Genomic DNA, 23327 nt, shown 5'->3' on the forward strand with positions numbered 1-23327 from the left:
CGGTGCCAGCTGGCACCGCGCCTCCAGTCCGTCGTGGGCGGCGTCAGCCCTGTGCTGGCGTCAGCGACCCGCGTTCAGCAGCTCGTCCTCGATCTGAGCGTCCGTCTTCGGCTTCGCGTCCTTGCGGCGCTGGCGCTCGAGGGCGCGCTCGCGCTCCTCGGGGTCGTCCTGGTTCAGGTTCCGGAACTCCTGCACCATCAGGTAGGCGAGGAACCCGAACCCGCCGACCGCGAACATGAACCACTGGATGAAGTAGCTGAGGTGCAGCCCCGTGTCGGCCGTCGGGCGCTCCCAGCCGAGCGGGCGAGCCTCGGTCGGGGCGGGGGACTCGGACGCGAGCTGCCCGTACGCCCCGGTGTAGATGGGCGTGTCGACCTTCTTGCCGACGTCGGACAGCGTCACGGACTGCACCTGGTCGGTGTGGGCCGGGTCGGTGCGGCCGGGGATGCGCGGTTCGCTCGGCTGCAGGCGGACGATCGCCGTCACCTCGCCGGACGGGGGAGCGGGCACGTGGTCGGGGGCGTCCTGTGCGTTGCCGGTGGGGACCCAGCCGCGGTCGACGACGAACGCACGACCGTCGTCCGTGACGAGCGGCGTGAGGACCTCGAAGCCGGGCTGGCCGTTGTGCACGCGGTTCCGGACGAGCAGCTGGTCGTCGGTGTCGTAGCGGCCGGTGACGCTCACGCGGAGCCAGGTCTTGCCGTCGTTCCAGCTCGACGCCGTCGGGAGCGCCTCGTCCAGGGGGACCGGGGTGTGCTCGTAGTTCTGCGCGACCTGCTCGTTCTGGCGGACGGCCTCGTTCCGGCGGTCCCACTGCCACATGCCGAACAGCGCGCACACGATCGCGAACGCCACCGCGATGGCGAAGTAGCCGAGCCACCGCCGACTGCGGACGAAGCGCCAGCCGACGAAGGGCTCGTCCGGATCACGCGCGGCGGTCCGGGTGGTGCCGTCGGCAGCGGAGGCGGCTGCGGCGCGCTCGAGCTTCTGCGCGTGCCGTCGGCCGTACCGGGAGCTCGGGTCGAACTGCTGGCTCACCGACGGTCACCGGCTGCGCGTGCACCGACGTCGTTCTTCGGGGCGTCGGCCGGGTCGCGTTCGTCGTCGAGGCGGTCCACGTCCTCGTGCATGCCCGTGACACGGACGGGGAACGACCGGGACCGGAGGTAGTCGGCGAGGAAGTCACGGTGCTCGTCGCACGCGGCCCAGATCTTCACCCGGTCGGTCGCGTGGATCCGCGGGTTGCGCCAGTTGACGCGCCACGAGGCGGTCGACACGCAGCCGGCACGCGAGCACACGGGGGTCGAGCCGGGTTCGGTGAAGAGGTCGAACGTGGCCCCCATCAGCGACGTCCCCAGACACGCGAGCGGTCACCGTTGCGCTGCCACTCGGCCTGCGCGTCCTGCGCCTGCTCGCGCAGCCGGTCCTGCTCGGCGCGGTACGCCTCGGCCCGGGCGTCCTCCTGCTGTTCGCGGAGTCGCGGGTCCACGGCGTCGTAGAGCTGGATCGCACCGGCAGGCGTCACGATGTCGCTCTCGGCACGGCTGCCCGCGTTGGCGATGATGACGGCGACCCACGGGATCACGCCGGCGAGGACGATCGGGATGACGGCGATCCACGTGTGCCAGATCGACCACACGACGACCGCACCGATGAAGAACACGACGCGGAGGGCCATCTGCCAGACGTACCGGGACAGGCGGTGCGCACGATCCTGCTCCGGAGAGTCCGGGAGGGTGGTGATGCTGTGCGTCGTCTTCATCCGATGTTCTTTCCTCTGCCCGAGGGAAAGCCTAACTCCGCGCGGGCCCGGATGGTTCCGCCGCGCGCGGACACGGTGCGCGTATCGGCTCCGGTACGCTCTTCCGGGCGTGTCCGACCCGGTCCGGGTCCGGCGCGCCGTGCAACCCACCCCGAACGGAGCGACCATGAGCACCCCCCGTACCGTCCTCGTCACCGGCGGCAACCGCGGCATCGGCCACGCCCTCGCGGAGCGCTTCGTCGCCGCCGGCCACCGCGTCGCGGTCACGTCCCGCAGCGGCCAGGGCGGCCCCGAGGGCGCGCTCACGGTGCAGGCCGACATCACCGACACGGCCTCGGTCGACGCTGCCTTCTCGCAGGTCGAGGCCGAGCTCGGACCGATCGAGGTCCTCGTCGCGAACGCCGGGATCACGAACGACCAGCTGCTGCTCCGCATGTCGGAGGAGGACTTCACGAGCGTCATCGACACGAACCTCACGGGGACGTTCCGGGTCGTCAAGCGCGCCACGAAGGGCATGATGAAGGCGAAGTTCGGCCGCATCGTGCTCATGTCGAGCGTCGTCGGCGCCTACGGCCAGGTCGGCCAGGTCAACTACGCTTCGTCGAAGGCCGCCCTCGTCGGCATGGCCCGGTCGATCACGCGCGAGCTCGGCTCCCGCGGCATCACCGCCAACGTCGTCGCGCCCGGGTTCATCCAGACGGACATGACGGCGGCGCTGCCCGAAGAACTGCAGGCCGAGTTCAAGAAGCAGATCCCGGCGGCGCGGTACGGCACCGTCGACGACGTCGCGGACGCCACGCTGTTCCTCGCCGGCGACGGGGCCGGGTACATCTCCGGCGCGGTCATCCCGGTCGACGGCGGCCTCGGGATGGGGCACTAGGCCGGGGCGCGCCCGCCGAGTCTCGCCTCGGCGGACACCTTCGTGGCGAAGCGGCCGCGAAACCGTCCGCGGGGCCGAGTCTCGGCCCGGCCGGCGCGGCGCGTCAGGCGGCGCGTCAGCCGCGCAGGCCGAGCGTCGCGAGCACGCTCGACAGGTCACGGTCGACGACCGCGACGTCCGCCTGCTCGCGGACGAGCGGCTTCGCGTCGAACGCGACCGACAGTCCGGCCACACGCAGCATCTCGAGGTCGTTGGCGCCGTCGCCGATCGCGACGGTGCGGACGATCGGCACGTCGTCGGCCGCGGCCCACTCGCGCAGTGCGACGGCCTTGGCGTGCGCGTCCACGACGTCGCCGAGGACCCGCCCGGTGAGGACGCCGTCCACCACCTCGAGCCGGTTCGCCCGGCAGTGGTCGAGTCCGAGCTGCTCGGCGAACGGGTCGAGGACCTCGTGGAAGCCGCCCGACACGACGCCGACGGTCCCGCCGGCGGCGTGCACGCCGCGGACGAGCTGATCGGCGCCCCGCGTCACGCGGACCGCCTGCTGTGCACCCCGGAAGACGTCGTCCTGGAGGCCCGCCAAGGTCGCGACCCGCTCCCGGAGGCTCTCGGCGAAGTCGATCTCGCCGCGCATGGCGCGCTCCGTGATCGCCTGGACCTGTGGCCGGGTCCCCGCCGTGTCGGCCAGGAGTTCGATGACCTCGTCCTCGAGGAGCGTGGAATCGGCATCGAGGACGACGAGGAAGCGTGGCACGCACCAACGGTACCGACTCAGGAGGCGCGGCCGGCGTTCATGACGCCAGCCGCGCCTCCTGGGCCGTCCGTTCCTGCCCGCGCGACGCTACGCGTCGACGCGCACGCCCTTGCCGACGACCGTGATGCCGGACTCGGTGACGGTGAAGCCGCGCGCTTCGTCCGCTTCGCGGTCGATGCCGACCTGGGCGCCGGGGGCGATCACCACGTCCTTGTCGAGGATCGCGCGGTTCACGACGGAGCCGGCGCCGATCGAAGCGCGTTCGAAGACGATCGAGTCGAGGACCTTCGCGCCGGAGTCGATGCCGCACCAGGGGCCGATCATGCTGCGCTCGACCTGGGCGCCGGACACGAGGCAGCCGAGCGACACGAGGGAGTCGACCGTCGAGCCGGTGTTGCCGTTCGCGTCGCGGACGAACTTCGCCGGGGGCAGGTTCGTCTGCTGGTTGAAGATCGGCCAGTCCTGGTTGTACAGGTTGAAGACCGGGACCGGTGCGATGAGGTCCATGTGCGCGTCGTAGAACGAGTCGATCGTCCCGACGTCGCGCCAGTAGTACCGGTCGCGCTCGTTCGACCCGGGGACGTCGTTGCGCTTGAGGTCGTAGACGCCCGCGTCGCCACGCGCGACGAAGTCGGGGACGATGTCGCCGCCCATGTCGTGGTCCGACGCCTCGATCTGGCCGTCGCGGAGGACGGCGTCGACCAGCGCGTCGGCGTCGAAGACGTAGTTGCCCATCGACGCGAGGATCTCGCCGGGGGAGTCCGCGAGCCCGACGGCGTCCTTCGGCTTCTCGAGGAACGCCTCGATCTTCGTCGGGTCGTCGTCGGCGACCTGGATCACGCCGAACTGGTCGGCGAGGCCGATCGGCTGGCGGATCGCGGCGACCGTGGCGCTGCGGCCCGACGCGATGTGCGCCTCGACCATCTGGTGGAAGTCCATCCGGTACACGTGGTCGGCGCCGACCACGACGACGATGTCGGGGCGTTCGTCGCGGAGCAGGTTGAGCGACTGCAGGATCGCGTCGGCCGACCCGGCGAACCACCGCTTGCCGAGCCGCTGCTGCGCCGGCACCGAGGCGACGTAGGACCCGAGCAGGCCCTCCATGCGCCAGGTCTCGGCGACGTGGCGGTCGAGACTGTGCGACTTGTACTGCGTCAGGACGACGATCTTCTGCAGTCCGGAGTTGACGAGGTTGGAGAGCGCGAAGTCGATGAGACGGAAGTTCCCGCCGAACGGGACAGCGGGTTTCGCACGGTCGGCCGTGAGCGGCATGAGCCGTTTCCCCTCGCCGCCGGCGAGCACGATGCCGAAGACCTTCTTTGGTGCCATGCCGCTCACAGTAGGCGTCAGCACTGGGAACCCGTTACGTTGAACGCGTGCGAGTCGATCTGCTGACCAGGGAGTATCCGCCGGAGGTCTACGGCGGTGCGGGTGTCCACGTGGCCGAACTGACCGCGGCGCTGCGGTCCGACACCGACACCGAGGTGCGCGTCCGCGCCTTCGGGGCGTTCCGCGACGAGGCCGACGTGTGGGCCTACCGCACGCCCGGCGGCCTCGAGCAGGCGAACGGCGCGCTGCAGGCACTCGGCACCGACGTCGCGATCGCCGCGGACGTCGAGGGCGCCGACGTCGTGCACTCGCACACCTGGTACGCGAACTCGGCGGGACGCATCGCGCAGCTGACCTACGGCATCCCGCACGTCGTCACGGCGCACAGCCTCGAGCCGCTCCGCCCGTGGAAGGCCGAACAGCTCGGCGGCGGGTACCGGCTGTCGAGCTGGATGGAGCGCGAGGCGTTCGAGCACGCCGACGGTGTCATCGCCGTGTCGAAGGCGATGCGCGCGGACATCCTCCGCTCGTACCCGTCGATCGACCCCGCGAAGGTGCACGTCGTCTACAACGGCATCGACATCGACGAGTGGAAGCCCACCGTCGACGAGGACGCCGTCCGCGCGCTCGGGATCGACCCGTCGCGTCGCTCGGTCGTGTTCGTCGGACGCATCACCCGGCAGAAGGGCCTGCCGTACCTGCTGCGCGCGGTGGCCTCGCTGCCGGCGGACGTGCAGATCGTGCTCTGCGCCGGTGCGCCGGACACGCCGGAGATCATGGCCGAGGTCACGGGTCTGGTCGACTCGCTGCGTTCCGCTCGTGACGGGGTGGTCTGGATCGACCGGATGCTCGCGCACGAGGAGATCGTCAACGTGCTGTCGTCGGGCACCGTGTTCGTCTGCCCGTCGATCTACGAGCCGCTCGGGATCGTCAACCTCGAGGCGATGGCGTGCGGGATCCCCGTCGTCGGCACCGGCACCGGGGGCATCCCCGAGGTCGTGGCGGACGGACTGACCGGTCGCATCGTGCCGATCGACCAGGCACAGGACGGCACCGGGACCCCGACGGACCCGGACCGCTACGTGGCCGACCTCGCCGCGACCCTCACCGAGGTGCTCGCCGACGAGGGGCTCGCGAAGCTCATGGGCCGTGCCGGACGCCTCCGCGTCGAGACCGAGTTCACCTGGGACGCGATCGCCCGGCGGACACGCCAGGTCTACGACGAGGTGCTCGGGCAGAACCCCTAGGCTGGTCGCATGCCCTCGGTCGTGCGCTTGTCAGACGTCTCCGTGGTCCGCAACGGGGCCACCATCCTCGACGGGATCTCGTGGGAGGTGCAGGACGACGAACGCTGGGTCGTCCTCGGTGCCAACGGTGCCGGCAAGACGACGCTGCTGCAGGTCGCCGGCGCCCAGACCTTCCCGACCTCGGGTGAGGTCGAGGTCCTCGGCACCGAGCTCGGCGGCGCCGACCTGTTCGAACTGCGTCCGCGCATCGGCTTCGCGTCGACGGCCCTCGCGCGCCGCATCCCGGTCACCGAGAAGGTCATCGACGTCGTGCTCACCGCGGCGTACTCGGTGACGGGCCGCTGGAACGAGGAGTACGAGGAGCTCGACGTCCGCCGCGCCCAGCGCGTGCTCGACGAGTGGGGCCTCGGTGCCTTCACCGACCGGACCTTCGGCGAGCTCAGCGACGGCGAGCAGAAGCGCGTCCAGATCGCCCGTGCGGTGATGACCGACCCCGAGATCCTGTTCCTCGACGAGCCGGCCGCGTCCCTCGACCTCGGCGCGCGTGAGAGCCTCGTACGGACCCTCGGCGGCTACGCGCAGAGCGAGGACTCGCCGGCCATCGTCATCGTGACCCACCACGTCGAGGAGATCCCGGCCGGGTTCACCCACGCCCTGGTGCTCGCGGACGGGCACGTGCAGGCTGCCGGGCCGATCGACGAGGTCCTCACCGCTCCGACCCTGACCGAGGCGTTCGGCATCGAGCTCACCGTGTCGAAGGACGCCGGCCGGTACACGGCGCGCGCATCGTGACACTGCTCCCGATCCGGTCGGTCGTCTGGTAACGTAGACGGCTGGCGCAAGCCGCAGACTTCCCGCGTCGTGCTCGTACGAGTGCCGCGCACGTCCCCATCATCGCAACCGAGGAATCTCCATGAAGACCGACATCCACCCCGAGTACCGCGCCATCGTCTTCCGTGACCTGGCTTCCGGTGAGACGTTCCTGACGCGTTCGACCGCGAACAGCGACAAGACCATCGAGCTCGACGGTGCGACCTACCCGGTCATCGACGTCGAGATCTCGTCGGCGTCGCACCCGTTCTACACGGGCAAGCAGCGCATCCTCGACTCGGCCGGTCGCGTCGAGAAGTTCAACCAGCGCTTCAAGAGCTTCGGCAAGTAAGCAGTCCTCCGGACGCTCGAACGGGCGGCTCTCCTGCGGGAGGGCCGCCCGTTCCGTCGTTGGCGGGGGTGTGGTGGCAGGTCGGGCCGGCGGTGCGCGGGGCGGCCGGGGCGGCACGTTGGGCGGGCGGTGGGGGTCGCGGCCGGGCGGTGCTGCACGTTGGGCGGCCGGTGCGGCCGGGGCGTGGCACGTTGGGTGGGCGGTGCGCGTTGCGGCCGGGCGGTGCGGGCGCGGCCGCGGCGACGGTTCGAACCACGGAACCGACGTCGAACCAGGCGAGCGGCGTGGTTCGACGTCGGAAGCGTGGTTCGACGCCGCGCTCGGCCGGGCGGCGCGGGCGGTGGGGCTGTGCGGTGTGCTCCGTGCGGTGCGGCCGACGTAGCGCTGGTGCGGCCGGAGGGTCGGGCGGTGCGGATTGCCGGCGCACAGCGCAAGGGCGTTCGCGCTGTCTGATGGCGCGGTTCGGGCGGACTTTGGTTGTGCGGCCGTGCGGGAGCGGCGCGGGGGTCCGTGCGGGACGCGGGCGGGCCGGCCGGTGCGCGCGTCGAACCACGGATCCGACGTGGAACCAGGCGAGCGGCGTGGTTCGGTGTCGGATTCGTGGTTCGAAGGCAGGCGACGGGCGTGGTTCGGCGTCGGAAGCGCGGTTCGACGCCAGGCCGACAGGCGCCTCAGCCGGCGTTGCGGTGGGGCCAGCGGCCGTCGGCGGTGAAGGCCGGGTCGCGCTTCTTCCGCATGTAGTCCTGGAACGAGGACGCCTGCTCGGCGCACCAGCCGACCTGCTTGCGGTGGAGCTCCTCGGCGGAGACGCCGAGCTCCTCGGGGTACTTCGCCGCGATGGCCTGCGCGACACGCCCGGCCGCGATGGCATCGGCTCCGGCGTCGTGCGCATCGGAGAGGGTGACGCCGTAGAGCTCCGACGCGGCCTCGAGCGTGCGCTTGCCCTTGCGGTAGGTGTCGAGCGCCTTGTCGATCACGAGCGGGTCGACGACGTTCCCGATGACCGGGGAGGCGATGCCGTGGCGCTTGGCCTCGCGGTCGAGGACGGTGAGGTCGTACGGGGCGTTGTAGATGACGAGCGGGATGCCCCGGGCGAAGACGGCCTCGACCGCGGCGATGATCTCGGCGACGACCTCGGCGGCGGGGCGACCGTCGGCGCGGGCACGCTCGGTCGTGATGCCGTGGACGGCGGCGGCGCCCTCGGGGATCTCGACACCGGGGTCGGCGAGCCAGGCGCCCTCGACGATGGAGCGACCGGTCATGTCGATCAGGCCGACGTGGGCGGTGACGATCCGGGCGGTCTCGACGTCGACGCCGGTGGTCTCGAGGTCGAACACGCCGAGTGCGTGCCACCAGGGCCGTCCCGAGAGATCCTGGGCCGGAGCGGGGGAGTCGAGCTGCGCTGTGGGGAACGTCACGCGGTCAGGCTAACCGGGAGCACCGACACGCCGAGACGCGACCCGCCCACCGGGCGCGACGCGACCGGACGGGGGACTCGACCCGCCCTCCGGGCGCGACGCGACCGGACGGGGGACGCGACCCGCGCACCGGGGCCGAGCCGCGCCTCCAGGACGCCGCTACCCGACCGGCGCACCCACGTGCAGCCAGTAGAACGATTGGGTCCCCATCGTCAGCGTGACCTGGCCCTCCGCGTCGAACGACGGGAACGAGCCGCCGCCGAAGAGGTCGTACAACGGCCTCCCGGCGTACTCCGGCGCCGAGATGGTGACCGACGTCGGGTTGGTGGCGAAGGAGAAGACGCAGAAGACGTCCTCGGCGGAGGGGCCGAACTGGTGGCCGGAGCCGGAGCCCTCCCACGACCGGACGAACGCGAGCACGGAGTCGTTCGAGGTGTCCTGCACGTCCAACGTGCCGAGCCCGAACACCGGGTGCGCCTTCCGCACGTGGATCACGTTGCGGACCCAGTGCAGCAGCGACCGGGACTGGGCGAGCTGCGCCTCGACGTTGACCTGCGCGTAGTTGTACACGAGGGACTGGACGACGGGAAGGTACAGCTTGCCCGGGTCCGCGGTGGAGAAGCCGGCGTTGCGGTCCGGCGTCCACTGCATCGGCGTGCGCGAGGAGTCGCGGTCCGGCAGCCAGATGTTGTCGCCCATCCCGATCTCGTCGCCGTAGTAGAGGAACGGCGACCCCGGGAGCGAGAACAGCAGGGCGTGGATGAGTTCGAGCTCCGCGCGGGAGTTGTCGAGCAGGGGAGCGAGGCGTCGCCGGATGCCGATGTTCGAGCGCATCCGCGGGTCGTAGCCGTACCAGCCGTACATGGCCTGCCGGTACTCCTCGCTGACCATCTCCAGCGTGAGCTCGTCGTGGTTGCGGAGGAAGACACCCCACGCAGCGGAGGCCGGCACGTCGAGCGTCTCGGACAGGATCGCCTTGAGCTCGGCGGCGTGCTGCGCGCGGAGCGAGTAGAAGATGCGCGGCATCACCGGGAAGTCGAACGCCATGTGGCACTCGGGCTCTTCGTCGGTGCCGAAGAACGCGGCGGTCTCGCGCGGCCACTGGTTCGCCTCGGCGAGCAGGACACGCCCGGGGTACTCGTCGTCCACCATCGCGCGGAGCTTCTTGATGAACTCGTGCGTCTCGGGTTCGCCCTCGCCGTTGCCGTCCTCCGACTCGAACAGGTAGGGGATCGCGTCGAGCCGGAGCCCGTCCACGCCGAGGTCGAGCCAGTGCCGCACGACGTCGTACACGGCCTCGACGACGGCCGGGTTCTCGAAGTTGAGGTCCGGCTGGTGCGAGAAGAACCGGTGGAAGAAGAACTGGCGGCGGACCGGGTCGAAGGTCCAGTTCGACTCCTCGGTGTCCACGAAGATGATGCGGATGTTCTCGTAGTCGGTGTCCGTGTCGCGCCAGACGTAGAAGTCGCCGTAGGGGCCGTCCGGGTCCTCACGGGACTGCTGGAACCACTCGTGCTGGTCGCTGGTGTGGTTGATCACCATGTCGATGACGATGCGCATGTTGCGTTCGTGCGACTTGGTGACGAGTTCGCGGAAGTCGTCGAGGGTGCCGAACTCGGGGAGGATCGCCTTGTAGTCGGCGATGTCGTACCCGCCGTCGCGCATCGGCGACTGGAAGAAGGGCGGCAGCCAGAGCGCGTCGACCCCGAGCCACTGCAGGTAGTCGAGCTTGCCGATGACGCCCTGGATGTCCCCGATGCCGTCGCCGTTCGAGTCGACGAACGAGCGGATCATGCACTCGTAGAAGACCGAGCGCTTGTACCACTGCGGGTCCAGTGTCAGGCCGGGGAGCTGGATCGGGGCGGTGAACGTCACCATGGACACGCTAGGCCGCGGTGCATGGAGTTGTCCGGAGAATGCACGGCCTGGAGGCGCGGGTCGTCCTCCACAGGCACGTCGCGGCCGCGAGTCGTCCACCCTCCAGCGTGGGTGACGTCGGCGCACCGGCGCGCGTTCGTAGACTGACGGGGATGCAACCGCCCGTGCTCTCCCCGTACCAGTCGCTGATGGCCGCCACCCCGGTCGTCCACCGCTCCGTGCAGGTCGACGGCCGCACCACCCACTTCTGGGAGTACGGCCCGTCCGACGCGACCCAGACCGTCCTCGCCGTGCACGGGTTCCGTGGCGACCACCACGGCCTCGAGACGATCGCCGCGCACCTCGACGGGGTCCGGGTGATCGTGCCGGACCTGCCCGGCTTCGGCATCTCCGATCCGCTGCCCGTGTCCGACATCGACTCCTACGTCGCGTGGCTGCGCGGCTTCCACGCGGCGCTCGGTCTCGGTGCGGACACCGTGGTGCTCGGGCACTCGTTCGGGTCGATCGTCGTGGCCGCCACGGTCGCCGCCGGCCTCGCGACGCGGTTGCTCGTGCTCGTGAACCCGATCGCCGCCCCGGCGCTGCAGGGTCCGCGTGCGGTCGGTACGGCGATCGCGATCGGGTACTACCGTGCCGGCGCCGTGCTGCCGAAGCCGCTCGGGCTCGGACTGCTCCGCAACCCGGCGATCGTGCGCGTGATGAGCCTGGCGATGCTCAAGTCGCACGACCGTGACCTCCGGCGTTGGGTGCACGACCAGCACGACCGGTACTTCTCGGCGTTCGCGAACCGCACGAGCGTGCTCGAGGCGTTCCGCACCTCGGTCACGCACGACGTCGCCGAGTACGCCGATCGCATCACCGTGCCGGTGCTCATGATCGCGGCCGAGCGCGACGACATCACGGCGGTGCCCGAGCAGCGTGCCCTGGCCGCACGCCTCGCGGACGCCGAGCTCGTCGTCGTGCCGCACGTCGGACACCTCGTGCACTACGAGACGCCCGGCGCCGCTGCGTCCGCGGTGCTGCGACGGATGGCGGACGCCCCGAAGCGGGGCCGCAAGGGAGCGCAGCCGGGGTCCAAGCGTGCCCCGAAGGAGACACCGAAGCCGAAGGAGACACCGAAGCCGAGGGCGACGCCGACCCCGCCGGCCGACGGTGCCGCGTCGTGACCCGCCTGCGCATCGGGATCGACTGCCGCTACGTCCGCATCGGCCGCCACGACGGCATCAGCCGGTTCACGGCCGGCGTCGTCGCCCACCTGCCAGAGCGACACGACTACACCCTGCTCGTGCACGACGAGCGGCAGCTCGAGTCGCTGCCGTCCGACCTGCCGTGGGAACTCCTGCCCGCGCCGACCGAGCCGGGGGAGCCCCTCGTCGCGCGGAAGGTCAACCGCCTCGGGCTCGACGCCGTCTTCTCGCCCATGCAGACCATGGGGTCCCGCGGTCGGCAGTACGCCCTCGTGCTGACCCTCCACGACCTGATCTACTACCGGAACCGGACGCCCCCGCGGGAGTTCTCGTGGCCCCTCCGCCTCGGCTGGCGTGCCTTCCACCTCAGCTGGGTGCCGCAGCGCCTGCTCCTGAACGGCGCCGACGGGGTCGTGACGGTGTCCGAGACGACCGCCGGCCTCATCGCCGAGTACCGGCTGACGAAGCGCCCCGTCACCGTCGCGTACAACGCCGCCGATCCCGCGACCCCTCGGCCCGAGGGCGGTCCGCGCGAGAAGTCCCTCGTGTACATGGGCTCGTTCATGCCGTACAAGAACGTCGAGACCCTCGCCGCCGCGATGCCGCTGCTCGGCGCGGACTGGGTGCTGCACTGCATGTCCCGGGTGTCCGACGCCGATCGTGCGCGGCTCGAACGGCTCGCGCCGGCGGGGTCGATCGTGTTCCACGACGGCGCCTCCGACGACGAGTACCTGTCGGTGCTGCGGTCGGCGACGGCCCTCGCGACGGCGTCGTACGACGAGGGCTTCGGCATACCGCTCGTCGAGGCGATGGGCGTCGGGACGCCGGTGGTCGTCAGTGACATCCCGATCTTCCGCGAGATCGGCGGGGACGTCGCGGAGTACTTCGACCCGTCGTCACCGTCGGCCGTCGCGGCTGCGGTGCGCCGGCTCGAGGCACGGTGGGACGATGCCTCGCGGGCATCGGTCGTGCAGGCCGGGCGATTCCGGTGGGAGACCTCGGCGGAACAGGTCGTCCGCGCGGTGGAGCAGGTGGTCGCGGCCCGCGGGGCCACCCCCGGGCAGTAGGCCGGCCCGAGCCAGCAGGCGTCGGCTACCGGTCGCGCGCACCGACCCGCCTCAGGACGACGGCCGCTCCGCCGCCACCGTGGCCCCCGGGAACACCGCCTGCGCCTCCTGCGTCGCCTTCGCCACCACGGCGTCGAGCGCAGCCCCGCGCCCGATCGTCTCGACCGTGATCGCCTGGTCGGCTGGTTCGTCCGACGGGCCGCCGTCGCCCCAGGAGCACCGCACGCCCGAGACACCGCCGATCGCGTCGAGCTGCCGGGCGAGCGTCAGACGCTGTTCCGTGGTCCGCTCGTCCGGGGAGACCCCGATCTCGAGCGCACCGAGGTCCGCCACGGCGAACACCCGGACGCCGTTGCCGCTCGCCGCCTTCGCTGCGGCGCGCAGGTCGTCGACGACCGCGGTCCGCTCCTCGTCGGAGAGCGTCGGCGACACCGAGACGGTCGACTCGACGTCGTAGCTCGCGAACGAGGTCTTCTTCGGTTCCGAGTCGCGCACGCCCTCGACACCGTCGACTTCCCGCGCGGCGCTGCCGAACCGGTCGAGCGCGGCATCGGGGCGGGGGAACACCCCGCCGACGCCGTTCTGCACGCTGCCGATGATCGTGACGAGCACGACGGCGAGCACACCGGCCGCGATGATCACGCCCACGCCGACGAGGGCGCTGCGTCGGACACGCTGCCGCGGGGTCCGCACCGGGACGGATGCCGTGCCCGGGCCGAAGGCACGATCGAGGTCGTCCGGATCGGGCGACTGCGGCCAGCCGGGCCGAGCGCCCCCACCACCGGGTCCGTCGACGGTCATGTCAGCCCCCTCACACGCTCGGGTCTGCGAGTGCATCGGAGCCTAGTACGACACCACCGACAGCGCGCAGCGGCTACCCGCGGCGCTCGAGCGGGTTCTGGTACTCGAAGGCGTACCGGCCGGGCCCGTCCGAGACCCCGTCGATCGGGTCGTCGAACCGCACGAGCTCGGCGTGGAAGCGCTCGGGGTCCCACCGGAACGAGTGCACGGATCCGTTCCGGATCGGGGTGCTGTGCCGGTCGGCTGTGCCGGGGGCGGCGGCGTTGACGATGCTGCGGATCACGGCGCCGTGGGTCGCGACGACGACGCTGCCGGCGTCGTACCGGATCGCGATCTCGGCGAGTGTCTCGGTGACGCGGTCGAGCAACGCGCTGCGGGACTCGCGGCCGGGGATGTCGTCGTGCGGGTAGCGCTCGCGGACCTCGTCGTCGGTCAGGCCCTCGGCCTCGCCGTAGGAGCGTTCGGCCAGCCCTGCGTACGTGGTCGGCGCTGCGAGACCGAGGTGGTCCGCGATGATCGATCCGGTCTCGAACGCCCGGGACAGCGGCGACGCGACGACGGCGTCGAACCGCCGGCGGTCGAGCAGGGTCGCGGTGGAGCGGGCCTGTCGGCGTCCGGTGTCGTTCAGGGGGATGTCCGTCGAGCCCTGGATGCGCCGTTCGGCGTTCCAGTCGGTCTCGCCGTGCCGGACCAGGTACAGGAGCGTCGTCACCGCACGATCATCCCAGACGCGGCGCGGCACCTCGTCCCGGACGCGGCGCGGCACCTCATCGCAGACGTGCCGCGAGGGCTTCGAGCGTCTCGGTCGTACCGGCGTCGATCTTGACCGCTGCCCGCGGGTCGCTGCGGGTCGTGCCGCGGTTCACGATGACCACGGGGTGCTTGCGTCGCGCGGCGTGGTCGACGAGCCGGACGCCGGAGTTCACGGTGAGGGACGAGCCGACGACGAGGAGCGCGTCGGCCTCGGCGACGATGGAGACGGCCTCGCGGAACTTCTCGGCCGGGACGAACTCGCCGAAGAACACCACGTCGGGCTTCAGCACCCCGCCGCACACCGAGCAGTCCGGCACCCGGAAGCGGTCGACGTCGGTGATCTCGACGTCGCCGTCGGGCTGGAGCTGGACCGACCCGGGCTCGTCGATCCACGGGTTGTCCCGGTCGAGCACGGTCGCGAGGTCGGCGCGAGAGAACACCTGCCCGCAGGTGAGGCAGACGGCACGGTCCATCGACCCGTGGATCTCGACGACCCGACGTGATCCGGAGCGGAGGTGCAGTCCGTCGACGTTCTGCGTGACGACCCCCGTGACGATGCCGTCGCGTTCGAGTGCCGCGAGGGCCTGGTGCCCGGCGTTCGGACGGGCCGAGGCGAAGGTGCGCCAGCCGAGGTGCGAGCCGGCCCAGTAGCGCTGCCGCTTGGCGGGGTCGGCGCGGAACTCCTGGAAGGTCATCGGCTTCCGGACGACGCGGCCGGCACCCCGGTAGTCCGGGATGCCGGAGTCCGTGCTGAGCCCGGCGCCGGAGAGCACGGCGATGCGCTTGCCGGCGAGGAGCTCGACGGCGCGGTCGAGGGCGTGCGCGGACGCGGTCGCGCTCGCGGGGCTGGTCGGTTCGCTCGTCGCCATCGTGTTCACGGTACCCTCAACAGCCGACCGCCCCGGTCACTTCCCGTGGACGACGCAGGCCGTGCCCCGCCGCCTCCGAGCCCCACACCGACCCCGAAACGAGCCCCGTGCACGCCGTCCGCATCGACTCCCTCGACGACCCCCGCCTCGACGACTTCGCCAGGCTCACCGACGTCGCCCTGCGGCGCGTGTCCGAGCCGGAGGGCGGCCTGTACATCGCCGAGTCGAACACGGTCATCGAGCGGGCGGTCCGCGCCGGGCACGTCCCGCGGAGCGTGCTGGTCCAGGAGAAGTGGCTCGACAGCGTGCTCCCGGTCGTCGCGGACCACGACGGCCCCGTGTTCGTCGGCCCCGACGACCTGCTCGAGGACCTCACCGGCTTCCGGATGCACCGCGGCGCCATCGCCGCGATGCACCGCCCGGAGCTGCCGAGCGTCGCGGACGTGGTGCGCGACGCGAGGGTCGTGGTGGTGCTCGAGGACATCGTCGACCACACCAACGTCGGCGCCGTGTTCCGGAGCGTCGCCGGCCTCGGGGCTGACGCCGTGCTGGTCAGCCCCCGCTGCGCCGACCCGCTCTACCGGCGCAGCGTCCGCGTCAGCATGGGCACGGTGCTGCAGGTGCCGTGGACCCGCATCGGCGACTGGCCGGCCGCCGGCGAGGAGCTCCGGGCGCAGGGCTTCCACCTCGCCGCGATGGCCCTGACGGACCGCTCGGTGGACCTCGACGCGTTCGTCGCGGACGTCCCGGACCGCGTGGCGCTCGTGATGGGTACCGAGGGGCAGGGCCTCACGCCGGCGGCGATCGCGTCCGCCGACACCACCGTGCGGATCCCGATGGCGCACGGCGTCGACTCGTTGAACGTCGCCGCGGCGAGCGCCGTCGGGCTCTGGGCGGTCACGCACGCGCAGCGGCTCGCTTCCGCGCGGGCCTGAGGGGCGGGGAGGCGCGGGTCGCCTCCGTCGTCCGGCTCGCCTCAGCGGGTCGTCAGGTCTCGTGCGCGGCGCACCAGGTCGCGGTCGGTGCCGACCGCGCCGACCAGGCACGCGCCGACCGGGGCGTCGTCGACGGTGAGGGCGGGGGCGCTCACCGCCGGGAGGCCGCCCACGCTCGCGAGGCTCGTCATCCCCGTGGTCGCGGTCCTCGTGCGCTCGAGTGCGGCGGCGTCGGCGGACACGAGCGGCGCGGGGCCCGGCACGGTCGGGAACACGAGGGTCCGGCCGACCAGCGCCCGGCGGATGGTGACCCGGACGACGTCGAGGCGCTGGACCGCGTCGGCGGTGGCGGCGGGGTCGTTCGCGGCGGCTGCTGCGAACCGGTCCCCGACGACGGCGCTCAGCGCGCCGGGGTGTCCGGCGATCCAGGTTCCGTGGGCGGCGACGGCCTCGGCGGCCTGCACCAGGCGGAGCAGTTCGCGGAGCTCGTCGGGTGCGGGGACGCCGAGGTCTGCGAGCCGGATCCGGTCGGGTTCGTCGTCGAGGGACCGGGTGAACGCGGAGAACGCCGCGGCGGTGTCGGGGTCGACCAGGGCGAGCAGTTCCTCCGGGACGACGAGGGGCGTCGGTGCCGGGGCCGTCCCGGGGTCGGGCACGGTGGCGTCGAGCGCGGCGAGGAGCGTCTCGGCGTCGCGGGTGAGCCACCCCACGGTGTCGAAGGACGGTGCGAGGGGGAGCAGGCCGTCGCGGGGGACCGTGCCGTGGGTCGTCCGGAGGCCCCAGAGCCCCTGGTACGAGGCGGGGACCCGGACGGACCCGGCGGTGTCCGTGCCGATCCCGATGTCGGCCATGCCGAGACCGACGGCCGACGCGGAGCCGCTGGACGAGCCTCCTGGCAGCCGCGTCGGGTCCGCGGCGTTCGGCGGTGTGCCGTGGTGCTCGTTCCGTCCGGTGAGGTTGTACGCGAACTCGTCGGTGCGTGCGATCCCGCGGATCGCGGCACCGGCGGCGAGGAGGGCTGCGACCGCCGGTGCCGCGGCCGTCTCGACGGGCGCCTCGCGCAGGAAGGTGGGGTTGCCGGCACCGACGGGTTGGCCGGGCACGGCGTAGAGGTCCTTGACCGCGACCGTGCGCCCGTCGAGCGGCCCGGAGGCGCTGGGGGCGACGAGCGGGTCGCCGACGGCCCGCCAGACGGTCGGGTCGAAGGCGCGGGGGCGGCCGGTCACGTGTGCCGCCTCGATGCGCCAGCGCGCGACGGGGCCGGTGTCGTCGTGTGCGGCCGTGCGGCGCCACAGCTGGGTCTGGAGGCCGTGGCCGCCGGCGGTGAACCGGGACACCGACACGACGAGGGCGAGGTCCTCGGCGAGGGGCCGGACCTCGATCCGCGTCAGCGTCCGGGTCGCGACCCCGCCGCGGGCTCCGCGGAAGGCGCTGATCGCGTCGTGGCCGACGAGCAGCCCGCGGTCGTCGCCGCGCATCGTGCCGGGTGCGTCGACGAACGCGTCGTCGAGGGCGTCGAGGTCGTTCGTCAGCAGGGCGGCCTCGTACGCGTCGAGTGCCTCGAGGAGACCCTCGGGGGCGTCGGGGTGCGTGGTCATCGGGCGGGCTCCTCGAAGTCGGCCTTGCGGATGCGGGCGTGGACACCGGTGACGAGGTCGACCACCTGCGAGATGTCGAAGTCGGTCGCGGCGGAGAGGTAGGCGTACGCCAGGTGCGGCTCCATCCCCCAGCGCGCACCGAGGATCGCGACGGCGTGCCGGACGCACTCCCGGACGGCCTCGTCGAGGTCGGGGTCCATCCCGGTGGGGACGAGGTACTCCTGGGTCTCGGCGACCGGCCACACGAGGTCGCCGAACTGGCTCGCGGCCTCGTCGGCCGGTGTCAGGTCGAACCGGACCGTCGCGCGGAGCGAGGCCTCCATCGCGGTGAGCGCCACCTCGCCGTCGCCCTGCGCGAAGTGCGGGTCGCCGACGTACGCGAGCGCACCGGGCACGAGGACGGGCAGGTGCAGCTGCGTGCCCACCTGCAGGAGGTTCACGTCGATGTTCCCACCGTGGCGGCCTGGGGGGACCGAGTGCCGGCGCTCCCCGGGGGTCGCGACGCCCATGATCCCGAGGAACGGGGCGAGCGGGAACCGGGCGAACCGTTCGCGCGCGGGCGTCAGGGGGATGCGGCCGCGGAGTCCGGCGGGGGAGTCGACGACGTCGGCGAAGACGCTCACGGTCGTGCCGTCGACGGGGTACTCGCCGTGCAGCGCGCCCCGGCCGTGGCGGTTCGACACGACGCCGTAGTGCACGCGGGGGAGCGTCTCGACGACGGTCATGGTGAGGACGTCCCCCGGTCGTGCGCCCGCGATGCCGACGGGCCCGGACACGACGTGCGGTCCGTCCGCGTCGGGGTCGCGGCGTCCGGTCCGGGCGATCGCGACGGCGTCGTCGAGCACGTGCTCCGGTGCGACGCCGTGCGTGGCGAAGAAGACACGTGGGTCACTGCCCTGGTCGGGGAGGATCCCCTCGTGGCTGACGGTGTCGATCGTCACCGACTCGCCCGGCACGACGGTGATCGCCGGGCGGTCGTCGGCGTTCGGCAGCCGCCCCCAGAGGACGGTGTCCGGGTCGACCGGCAGGTAGCGGTCGGCGCGGACCGGTCCCGTTCCGGGCTGGAGGGTCGGGATCGCGGGGGTCGTCATCGGTCGGCCTTCCGTTCGACGAGGTGGGCGACGTCGGCGAGGTGGTCGGTCATCGCCGTGCGGGCGGCCGCCTCGTCGTGTCGGCGGATGCAGTCGAGGATCTGCTCGTGCCACACGAACGACGACCGGCGGCCCTCGCTCGTGCTGTGGGACCGGGCGCGGACGTCCTGCACCCAGCCGCTGCTGAGCTCGCACAGGGAGACCAGGAGCGGGTTGCCGGAGGCCCGGGCGACCTGCACGTGGAACGCGACGTCCTGCGCGAGGGACTCCTCGGGGCTGAGGCCGGCGTGCGTGGCCTGCAGGATCCGTTCGAGCGCGAGCAGGTCGGCCTCGCCGGCACGGGCTGCGGCGAGCGCGGCGACCTGGGGCTCGACGACGGCCCGGAACTCGGCGACGTTCTCGGCCCGGTGCGCGAGGTCCTCGGCGTGCCCGACACCGGTCTGGCGTTCGAGGAGCGCGGTGGCCTCCTCGGACCGGGGGAGCACGACCGTCCCGCGACCGGGCGTCCGGGACACGAGGCGTCGGCGTTCGAGTTCCTGCATGGCCTCGCGGACGGTCGTGCGCGACACGGCGAGGTCCTCGGCCAGGGTCCGTTCCGGGGGCAGCTTGTCACCCGGAGCGAGATCCTCGAGCACCAGGCGCGCGAGGTGCGCGGCGGTGGCGGCGCTCAGGGTGCGTCCTCGTTGCATGGGCAGGAGCCTAGGGGCCGTTGGTCCGCTTGGCTCATTGGTACGACCAACTTTTACACGCCCGTCACACGCTGGCGACGGAGCCGGAAACACGACGGGCGAATGGTGGGTGGCGTCAACCGACCACCGATGAAGAAGAGGGGTCCGTCGTGGACCTGGTCCTCCGCAACGCCCGCCTGGTCGACGAGCCGGGCCTCGTCGACGTCGTCGTCGAACACGGCACGATCACCGCGGTCACCGCCGCCGTCGGCACCGTCCCCGGCGACCCGGCCACCCGGGTCGTCGACTGCGCCGGCCGCGTGGTCGTGCCCGGGTTCGTCGAGTCGCACCTGCACGTCGACAAGGCCCTGCTCGACCGGGAACGTCCGAACCCGGACGGGACGCTCGCCGGGGCGATCGCCGTCACCGGGGAACTCAAGCGCGGGTTCACGCACGGCTCGGTCCGGGACCGCGCGCGCACCCTGCTCGACCAGGCGATCACGAACGGCACAACGCTGGTCCGCGCACATCCCGACGTCGACCCGATCGTCGGGTTGACCGGCGTCGAGGTCCTGCTGGGGCTCCGCGACGAGTACCGCGACGCCGTCGACCTGCAGATCGTCGCGTTCCCGCAGGAGGGCATCGCGAAGGCGCCGGGGACCCTCGCCCTCCTGCGCGAGGCGCTCGGTGCGGGCGCGGACGTGATCGGCGGCTGCACGTACAACGAGCGGACCCTCGCCGAGTGCCACGAGCACGTCGAGACCGTCCTCGACCTCGCCGAGGAGTTCGACGTGCCGGCGGACCTGCACGCCGACTTCGCCGACGACACGAGCGACCCGCGGTTCGCCCTCGCGCGGGTCATCGCCGACGCCGTCGTCCGCCGCGGGATGCAGGGCCGGGTCGCGCTCGGGCACATGACCTCGTCCGCGAGCCTGCCGTCGGCCGAGCGGGCCGACCTGTTCGCGCGGCTCGCCGAGGCGGGGGTCGCGGTCGTCCCGCTGCCGGCGACCGACCTGCACCTCGGCGGTCGCGCCGACGACCACGACGTCCGCCGCGGTGTCGTCCCGGTCCGCGACCTCTGGGCCGCGGGCGTCACGAGCGCGTACTCGTCGAACAACGTGCGGAACGCCTTCACCCCGTTCGGCAACGCCGACCTGCTCGACATCGGGCTGCTGCTCGCGCAGGTCGGGCACCTGTCCGGACCGGAGGACCTTGCCCGCGTCCTCGACATGGCGACGACCTCGGCTGCACGGGTCGTCGGGATCGCCGAGACCTACGGCATCCGTCCCGGCGCCGACGCCGACCTCGTGCTCCTCTCGACCACTGACCCGGCGGGCGTGCTGCTCGACCGTCCCGACCGCGCCCTCGTCGTGAAGCGCGGCCGCGTCGTCGCCGAGACCACCCGCACCACCGTCCTCACCACCGGCACCACCCGATCGAAGGAACTCAGCAATGCGTGAACGGATCCCGCACGAGATCGTCGCCTCCGTCCTGGCCGGCGCCACCGCGTTCATCGGTGGCACGGCGCTGAACCTGCCCACCTGGGCGATCTTCATCAGCTGGGCGGGGATGTTCCTGCTCGGGCCGAAGCCCACGCTCCGGAACGCCACCCGGCTCTGGGCGACGATGCCGGTGGGGTCGACGTTCGCCCTCGTCATCGTGCTCGTCGACCAGCGGATCGGCACGCTCCTCGGCGACGGGCAGTTCGCCCGGAACGTCGTGCTCGGCGTCGTGATCCTCGTGTGCAACACCGCGCTGATGTGCACCGGCCGGGTCCGTGCGTTCGCGCTGGTCCCCGGGATGTTCCTCGGGTTCGCGTCCTTCTTCGCGACGTACTTCGGGGGCTTCGGCTTCGCACCGGGCAACGTGTGGGCAGCGTGGGTGTCCGTCGTGGTGATGAACGCCGCCGGCCCGGTCTTCGCGTACCTGTCGCGGAGGTGGACCTTCGCGCGCCCGACGGGACCCGACGGCGGTGGGGCCGGCGTCCCGTCGGACGCGACGGCTGCCGTCGGGGGCGAGCCGCGCCTCCAGTCCGACCCCGCACCGACGCGCGCCTAGCGCGTCCTCGCAGCCACGGGGTACCCGCCCCCGGTACGCTCGGTTCCCGTGTCACGAGTCGTCCGCCGCCCCCGTTCCGCCGTCCGGAGGCCGGTGACCATCTCGGTCGTCGCCGTGCTCGTGCTGGCGGTCGGCTACCTCGTGGCCGCAGCGGTCGTGCCGTTCGCCCCGGCGAGCGCCTCGACCACGACGTACTCCGCGCCCACGTCGTCGGTGCCGGACCTGACGTTCCCCGGCTACGGCGCCACCGCGGTCGAGGCCACCGACTTCCCCGAGAGCCTGCGCACGAGCGGCGACACGAAGCCCCGGTCGATCGCGAGCATCTCGAAGGTCGTCACGGCGCTCGTCGTGCTCGACGAGAAGCCGCTGCAGCCGGGGGAGTCCGGCCCGACGATCACCTTCAGCCCCGGGATGCAGGCGCTGTACGCGAAGTACCTCGCAGTGAACGGCGAGGTCGCGCCGATGCCCGCCGGCCTCCAGCTCTCGGAGTACCAGACGCTCCAGGTCATGCTCATGAAGTCGGCGAACAACTACGCCGGGTCGCTGGCGCTCTGGGCCTTCGGCTCGATGGACGCCTACCGCCAGGCGGCGGACGAATGGCTCGACGAGCACGGACTCGACCACACCACGATCGAGGAGCCGACCGGCCTCGACGCGCACAACACCTCGACGGCCACCGACCTCGTCGAACTCGGGCAGCTCGCCCTCGCGAACCCGGTGGTGAAGGAGGTCGTCGGCACGAAGCAGGTCACGGTGCCCGGCGCTGGCGCGATCGAGAACTCGAACAAGCTGCTCGGGCTCGACGGTGTCGAGGGCATCAAGACCGGCACGCTCGACGAGGCCGGCGCCTGCCTGCTCTTCGCAGCGACGTACGAGCGCGGCGGCAAGGAGGTCACGGTCGTCGGCGCGATGCTCGGTGGCGTCGACCACGACTCGCTCGACGTCGACGTCCAGCGGCTGCTCCGGTCGGTCGCCGACAACTTCCAGGTCGTCACGCTCGCCCACGCCGGGCAGACCTTCGGCACGTTCTCGACGCCGTGGCAGGACGAGGCGGACGCGGTGTCGCGGTCCGCGGCCGAGGTGCTCGTGTGGGGCCGGACGAAGGTGTCCGCGAGGACGAAGCTCGAGCAGATCACCCTCGGGACGAAGGGGGAGCGCGTCGGCACGGTGCGGTTCACCATCACGGACCACGACCCGGTGACGGTGCCGCTCGTGCTCGAGCGGCCGATCGACGACCCGGGCGTCTGGTGGCGGTGGACGAACCCGTTCCAGGGCGCGTGACGGTGCCGGCCTCCGTGCGCCCGTGGCGGTCGTCCGACGCGCCGGTGCTGCTGGCGGCGTCGGCGGACCCGGAGCTCGCGCGCCAGTTCGGCGGCGTGCGGTTCGACGACGTCGCGGCGGCGGGAGCGTTCATCGGGGCGACGTACCGCTTCGACGGGCACGCCCGGTACTGGGCGATCGTCGCGGAGGTCGCTGACGTCGCGGACGGGTCGGGGGGCGCCGGGGCCCGGGTCGTCGGCTGCGTCGGGGTGACGGCCATCGAGCACACCCACGGCACCGCGTGGGTCTCGTACTGGCTCACACCGGAGGCCCGCGGACGGGGCCTGGCGACCCGCGCACTCGCCGCCGCCGCCGAGGACGCCTTTGCCCTCGGCCTGCACCGCCTCGAACTCGGGCACCGCACGAACAACCCGGCGTCGTGCGCGGTCGCGACCCGGGCGGGGTTCCGCGCCGAGGGAGTGGAACGCGAGAAGCTCCACTACGGCGACGACCGCTTCGACGTCGAGACCCACGCCCGCCTGGCGACCGACCCGACCCCCGACACCGTGCCACTGCCCCGCGAGCCGGGCAGCCCGCCGCCCCGCGACCC

General features: G+C 72.3%; 24 protein-coding genes. 11 read left to right on the forward strand and 13 right to left on the reverse strand.

Going from position 1 to position 23327, the window contains the following annotated elements:
- Nucleotides 1–60: 60 nt before the first annotated feature.
- The 3 genes from BIV01_RS00005 to BIV01_RS00015 are packed head-to-tail and all read right to left on the reverse strand — an operon-like array spanning nt 61 to nt 1762.
- The gene (locus BIV01_RS00005; protein WP_083413669.1) at nt 61–1038 is read right to left on the reverse strand and encodes an SURF1 family cytochrome oxidase biogenesis protein; all 978 of its coding nucleotides are present in this window, start codon (nt 1036–1038) and stop codon (nt 61–63) included.
- The gene (locus BIV01_RS00010; protein ID WP_070419043.1) at nt 1035–1343 is read right to left on the reverse strand and encodes a hypothetical protein; all 309 of its coding nucleotides are present in this window, start codon (nt 1341–1343) and stop codon (nt 1035–1037) included. Before BIV01_RS00010 ends, BIV01_RS00005 begins: the two co-directional genes overlap by 4 nt.
- Entirely contained in the window at nt 1343–1762 is a 420-nt protein-coding gene (locus tag BIV01_RS00015) for a DUF3099 domain-containing protein (protein WP_070419042.1), read from the reverse strand. Before BIV01_RS00015 ends, BIV01_RS00010 begins: the two co-directional genes overlap by 1 nt.
- Before the next feature lie 166 nt (nt 1763–1928).
- On the opposite strand from BIV01_RS00015, the gene fabG reads away from it, so the two are divergent.
- On the forward strand, nt 1929–2642 hold the full coding sequence (fabG, locus tag BIV01_RS00020; protein WP_070419041.1) for a 3-oxoacyl-ACP reductase FabG: 714 nt from the start codon (nt 1929–1931) through the stop codon (nt 2640–2642).
- Nucleotides 2643–2757: 115 nt separating this feature from the next.
- Here the strand turns inward: fabG and serB are convergent, their stop codons facing one another.
- Together serB and BIV01_RS00030 are read right to left on the reverse strand one after the other, a co-directional pair.
- Entirely contained in the window at nt 2758–3396 is a 639-nt protein-coding gene (serB, locus tag BIV01_RS00025) for a phosphoserine phosphatase SerB (RefSeq protein ID WP_083413671.1), read from the reverse strand.
- A gap of 87 nt (nt 3397–3483) precedes the next feature.
- Nucleotides 3484–4725, reverse strand: a complete 1242-nt coding sequence (locus BIV01_RS00030; protein ID WP_070419039.1) for a glucose-1-phosphate adenylyltransferase — start codon at nt 4723–4725, stop codon at nt 3484–3486.
- Nucleotides 4726–4772: 47 nt separating this feature from the next.
- Between BIV01_RS00030 and glgA the strand changes: the two genes are divergently transcribed.
- The 3 genes from glgA to BIV01_RS00045 all read left to right on the forward strand — a co-directional run bounded on the left by glgA (nt 4773) and on the right by BIV01_RS00045 (nt 7134).
- Entirely contained in the window at nt 4773–5972 is a 1200-nt protein-coding gene (gene glgA, locus BIV01_RS00035) for a glycogen synthase (RefSeq protein WP_071301538.1), read from the forward strand.
- Between the two features lie 9 nt (nt 5973–5981).
- Complete coding sequence (locus BIV01_RS00040) at nt 5982–6764, forward strand: ABC transporter ATP-binding protein (protein WP_070419037.1); 783 nt, start codon at nt 5982–5984, stop codon at nt 6762–6764.
- 121 nt (nt 6765–6885) lie between these two features.
- On the forward strand, nt 6886–7134 hold the full coding sequence (locus tag BIV01_RS00045) for a type B 50S ribosomal protein L31 (protein ID WP_070419036.1): 249 nt from the start codon (nt 6886–6888) through the stop codon (nt 7132–7134).
- A gap of 671 nt (nt 7135–7805) precedes the next feature.
- Here the strand turns inward: BIV01_RS00045 and BIV01_RS00055 are convergent.
- Both BIV01_RS00055 and treS read right to left on the reverse strand, forming a co-directional pair.
- Nucleotides 7806–8552: a 3'-5' exonuclease gene (locus tag BIV01_RS00055; RefSeq protein ID WP_175473596.1), complete on the reverse strand. Its 747-nt coding sequence runs from the start codon at nt 8550–8552 to the stop codon at nt 7806–7808.
- Nucleotides 8553–8711: 159 nt separating this feature from the next.
- Nucleotides 8712–10427, reverse strand: coding sequence for a maltose alpha-D-glucosyltransferase (treS, locus tag BIV01_RS00060; RefSeq protein WP_071301646.1), 1716 nt, complete (start codon nt 10425–10427; stop codon nt 8712–8714).
- A gap of 155 nt (nt 10428–10582) precedes the next feature.
- Here treS and BIV01_RS00065 point away from each other — a divergent pair, with 155 nt between their 5' ends.
- Nucleotides 10583–11596: an alpha/beta fold hydrolase gene (locus tag BIV01_RS00065; RefSeq protein ID WP_083413672.1), complete on the forward strand. Its 1014-nt coding sequence runs from the start codon at nt 10583–10585 to the stop codon at nt 11594–11596.
- Between the two features lie 5 nt (nt 11597–11601).
- On the forward strand, nt 11602–12684 hold the full coding sequence (locus BIV01_RS00070; RefSeq protein ID WP_071301647.1) for a glycosyltransferase family 4 protein: 1083 nt from the start codon (nt 11602–11604) through the stop codon (nt 12682–12684).
- A 51-nt stretch (nt 12685–12735) separates the two neighbouring features.
- Here BIV01_RS00070 and BIV01_RS00075 read toward each other — a convergent pair whose 3' ends face one another.
- From BIV01_RS00075 to BIV01_RS00085, 3 genes are all read right to left on the reverse strand, one after another.
- Entirely contained in the window at nt 12736–13485 is a 750-nt protein-coding gene (locus tag BIV01_RS00075; protein ID WP_071301540.1) for a hypothetical protein, read from the reverse strand.
- Between the two features lie 73 nt (nt 13486–13558).
- The gene (locus BIV01_RS00080; protein ID WP_071301648.1) at nt 13559–14197 is read right to left on the reverse strand and encodes a histidine phosphatase family protein; all 639 of its coding nucleotides are present in this window, start codon (nt 14195–14197) and stop codon (nt 13559–13561) included.
- Nucleotides 14198–14252: 55 nt separating this feature from the next.
- Nucleotides 14253–15107 carry an NAD-dependent protein deacetylase gene (locus BIV01_RS00085; protein ID WP_071301649.1) on the reverse strand — a complete coding sequence of 285 codons (855 nt, stop codon included), beginning with the start codon at nt 15105–15107 and terminating at the stop codon, nt 14253–14255.
- 107 nt (nt 15108–15214) lie between these two features.
- On the opposite strand from BIV01_RS00085, the gene BIV01_RS00090 reads away from it, so the two are divergent.
- Nucleotides 15215–16042 carry a TrmH family RNA methyltransferase gene (locus BIV01_RS00090; protein WP_070419033.1) on the forward strand — a complete coding sequence of 276 codons (828 nt, stop codon included), beginning with the start codon at nt 15215–15217 and terminating at the stop codon, nt 16040–16042.
- 41 nt (nt 16043–16083) lie between these two features.
- On the opposite strand, the gene BIV01_RS00095 is transcribed toward BIV01_RS00090, so the two are convergent.
- From BIV01_RS00095 to BIV01_RS00105, 3 genes are read right to left on the reverse strand one after another with little or no spacing between them, the layout of a single operon-like run.
- Nucleotides 16084–17640 (reverse strand): AtzH-like domain-containing protein, encoded by a 1557-nt coding sequence (locus tag BIV01_RS00095; RefSeq protein ID WP_071301541.1) that lies wholly within the window; start codon nt 17638–17640, stop codon nt 16084–16086.
- Entirely contained in the window at nt 17637–18731 is a 1095-nt protein-coding gene (locus tag BIV01_RS00100) for an acetamidase/formamidase family protein (RefSeq protein WP_071301542.1), read from the reverse strand. Before BIV01_RS00100 ends, BIV01_RS00095 begins: the two co-directional genes overlap by 4 nt.
- The gene (locus BIV01_RS00105) at nt 18728–19420 is read right to left on the reverse strand and encodes a FadR/GntR family transcriptional regulator (protein WP_071301543.1); all 693 of its coding nucleotides are present in this window, start codon (nt 19418–19420) and stop codon (nt 18728–18730) included. Before BIV01_RS00105 ends, BIV01_RS00100 begins: the two co-directional genes overlap by 4 nt.
- Before the next feature lie 149 nt (nt 19421–19569).
- Between BIV01_RS00105 and BIV01_RS00110 the strand changes: the two genes are divergently transcribed.
- The 4 genes from BIV01_RS00110 to BIV01_RS00125 form a co-directional block, all read left to right on the forward strand.
- Complete coding sequence (locus BIV01_RS00110) at nt 19570–20859, forward strand: amidohydrolase family protein (protein ID WP_071301544.1); 1290 nt, start codon at nt 19570–19572, stop codon at nt 20857–20859.
- A complete protein-coding gene (locus BIV01_RS00115) occupies nt 20852–21457 on the forward strand; it encodes a DUF1097 domain-containing protein (protein WP_071301545.1) in 606 nt (201 codons plus the stop codon). Before BIV01_RS00110 ends, BIV01_RS00115 begins: the two co-directional genes overlap by 8 nt.
- Nucleotides 21458–21505: 48 nt before the next feature.
- The gene (locus tag BIV01_RS00120; RefSeq protein ID WP_083413673.1) at nt 21506–22738 is read left to right on the forward strand and encodes a D-alanyl-D-alanine carboxypeptidase family protein; all 1233 of its coding nucleotides are present in this window, start codon (nt 21506–21508) and stop codon (nt 22736–22738) included.
- A 2-nt stretch (nt 22739–22740) separates the two neighbouring features.
- Nucleotides 22741–23327, forward strand: a 587-nt coding sequence (locus tag BIV01_RS00125; RefSeq protein WP_083413687.1) for a GNAT family N-acetyltransferase, incomplete at its 3' end; no start/stop codon positions are given.

The sequence above is a fragment of the Curtobacterium sp. MCBA15_013 genome (assembly GCF_001865095.1).
Classification (GTDB): domain Bacteria; phylum Actinomycetota; class Actinomycetes; order Actinomycetales; family Microbacteriaceae; genus Curtobacterium.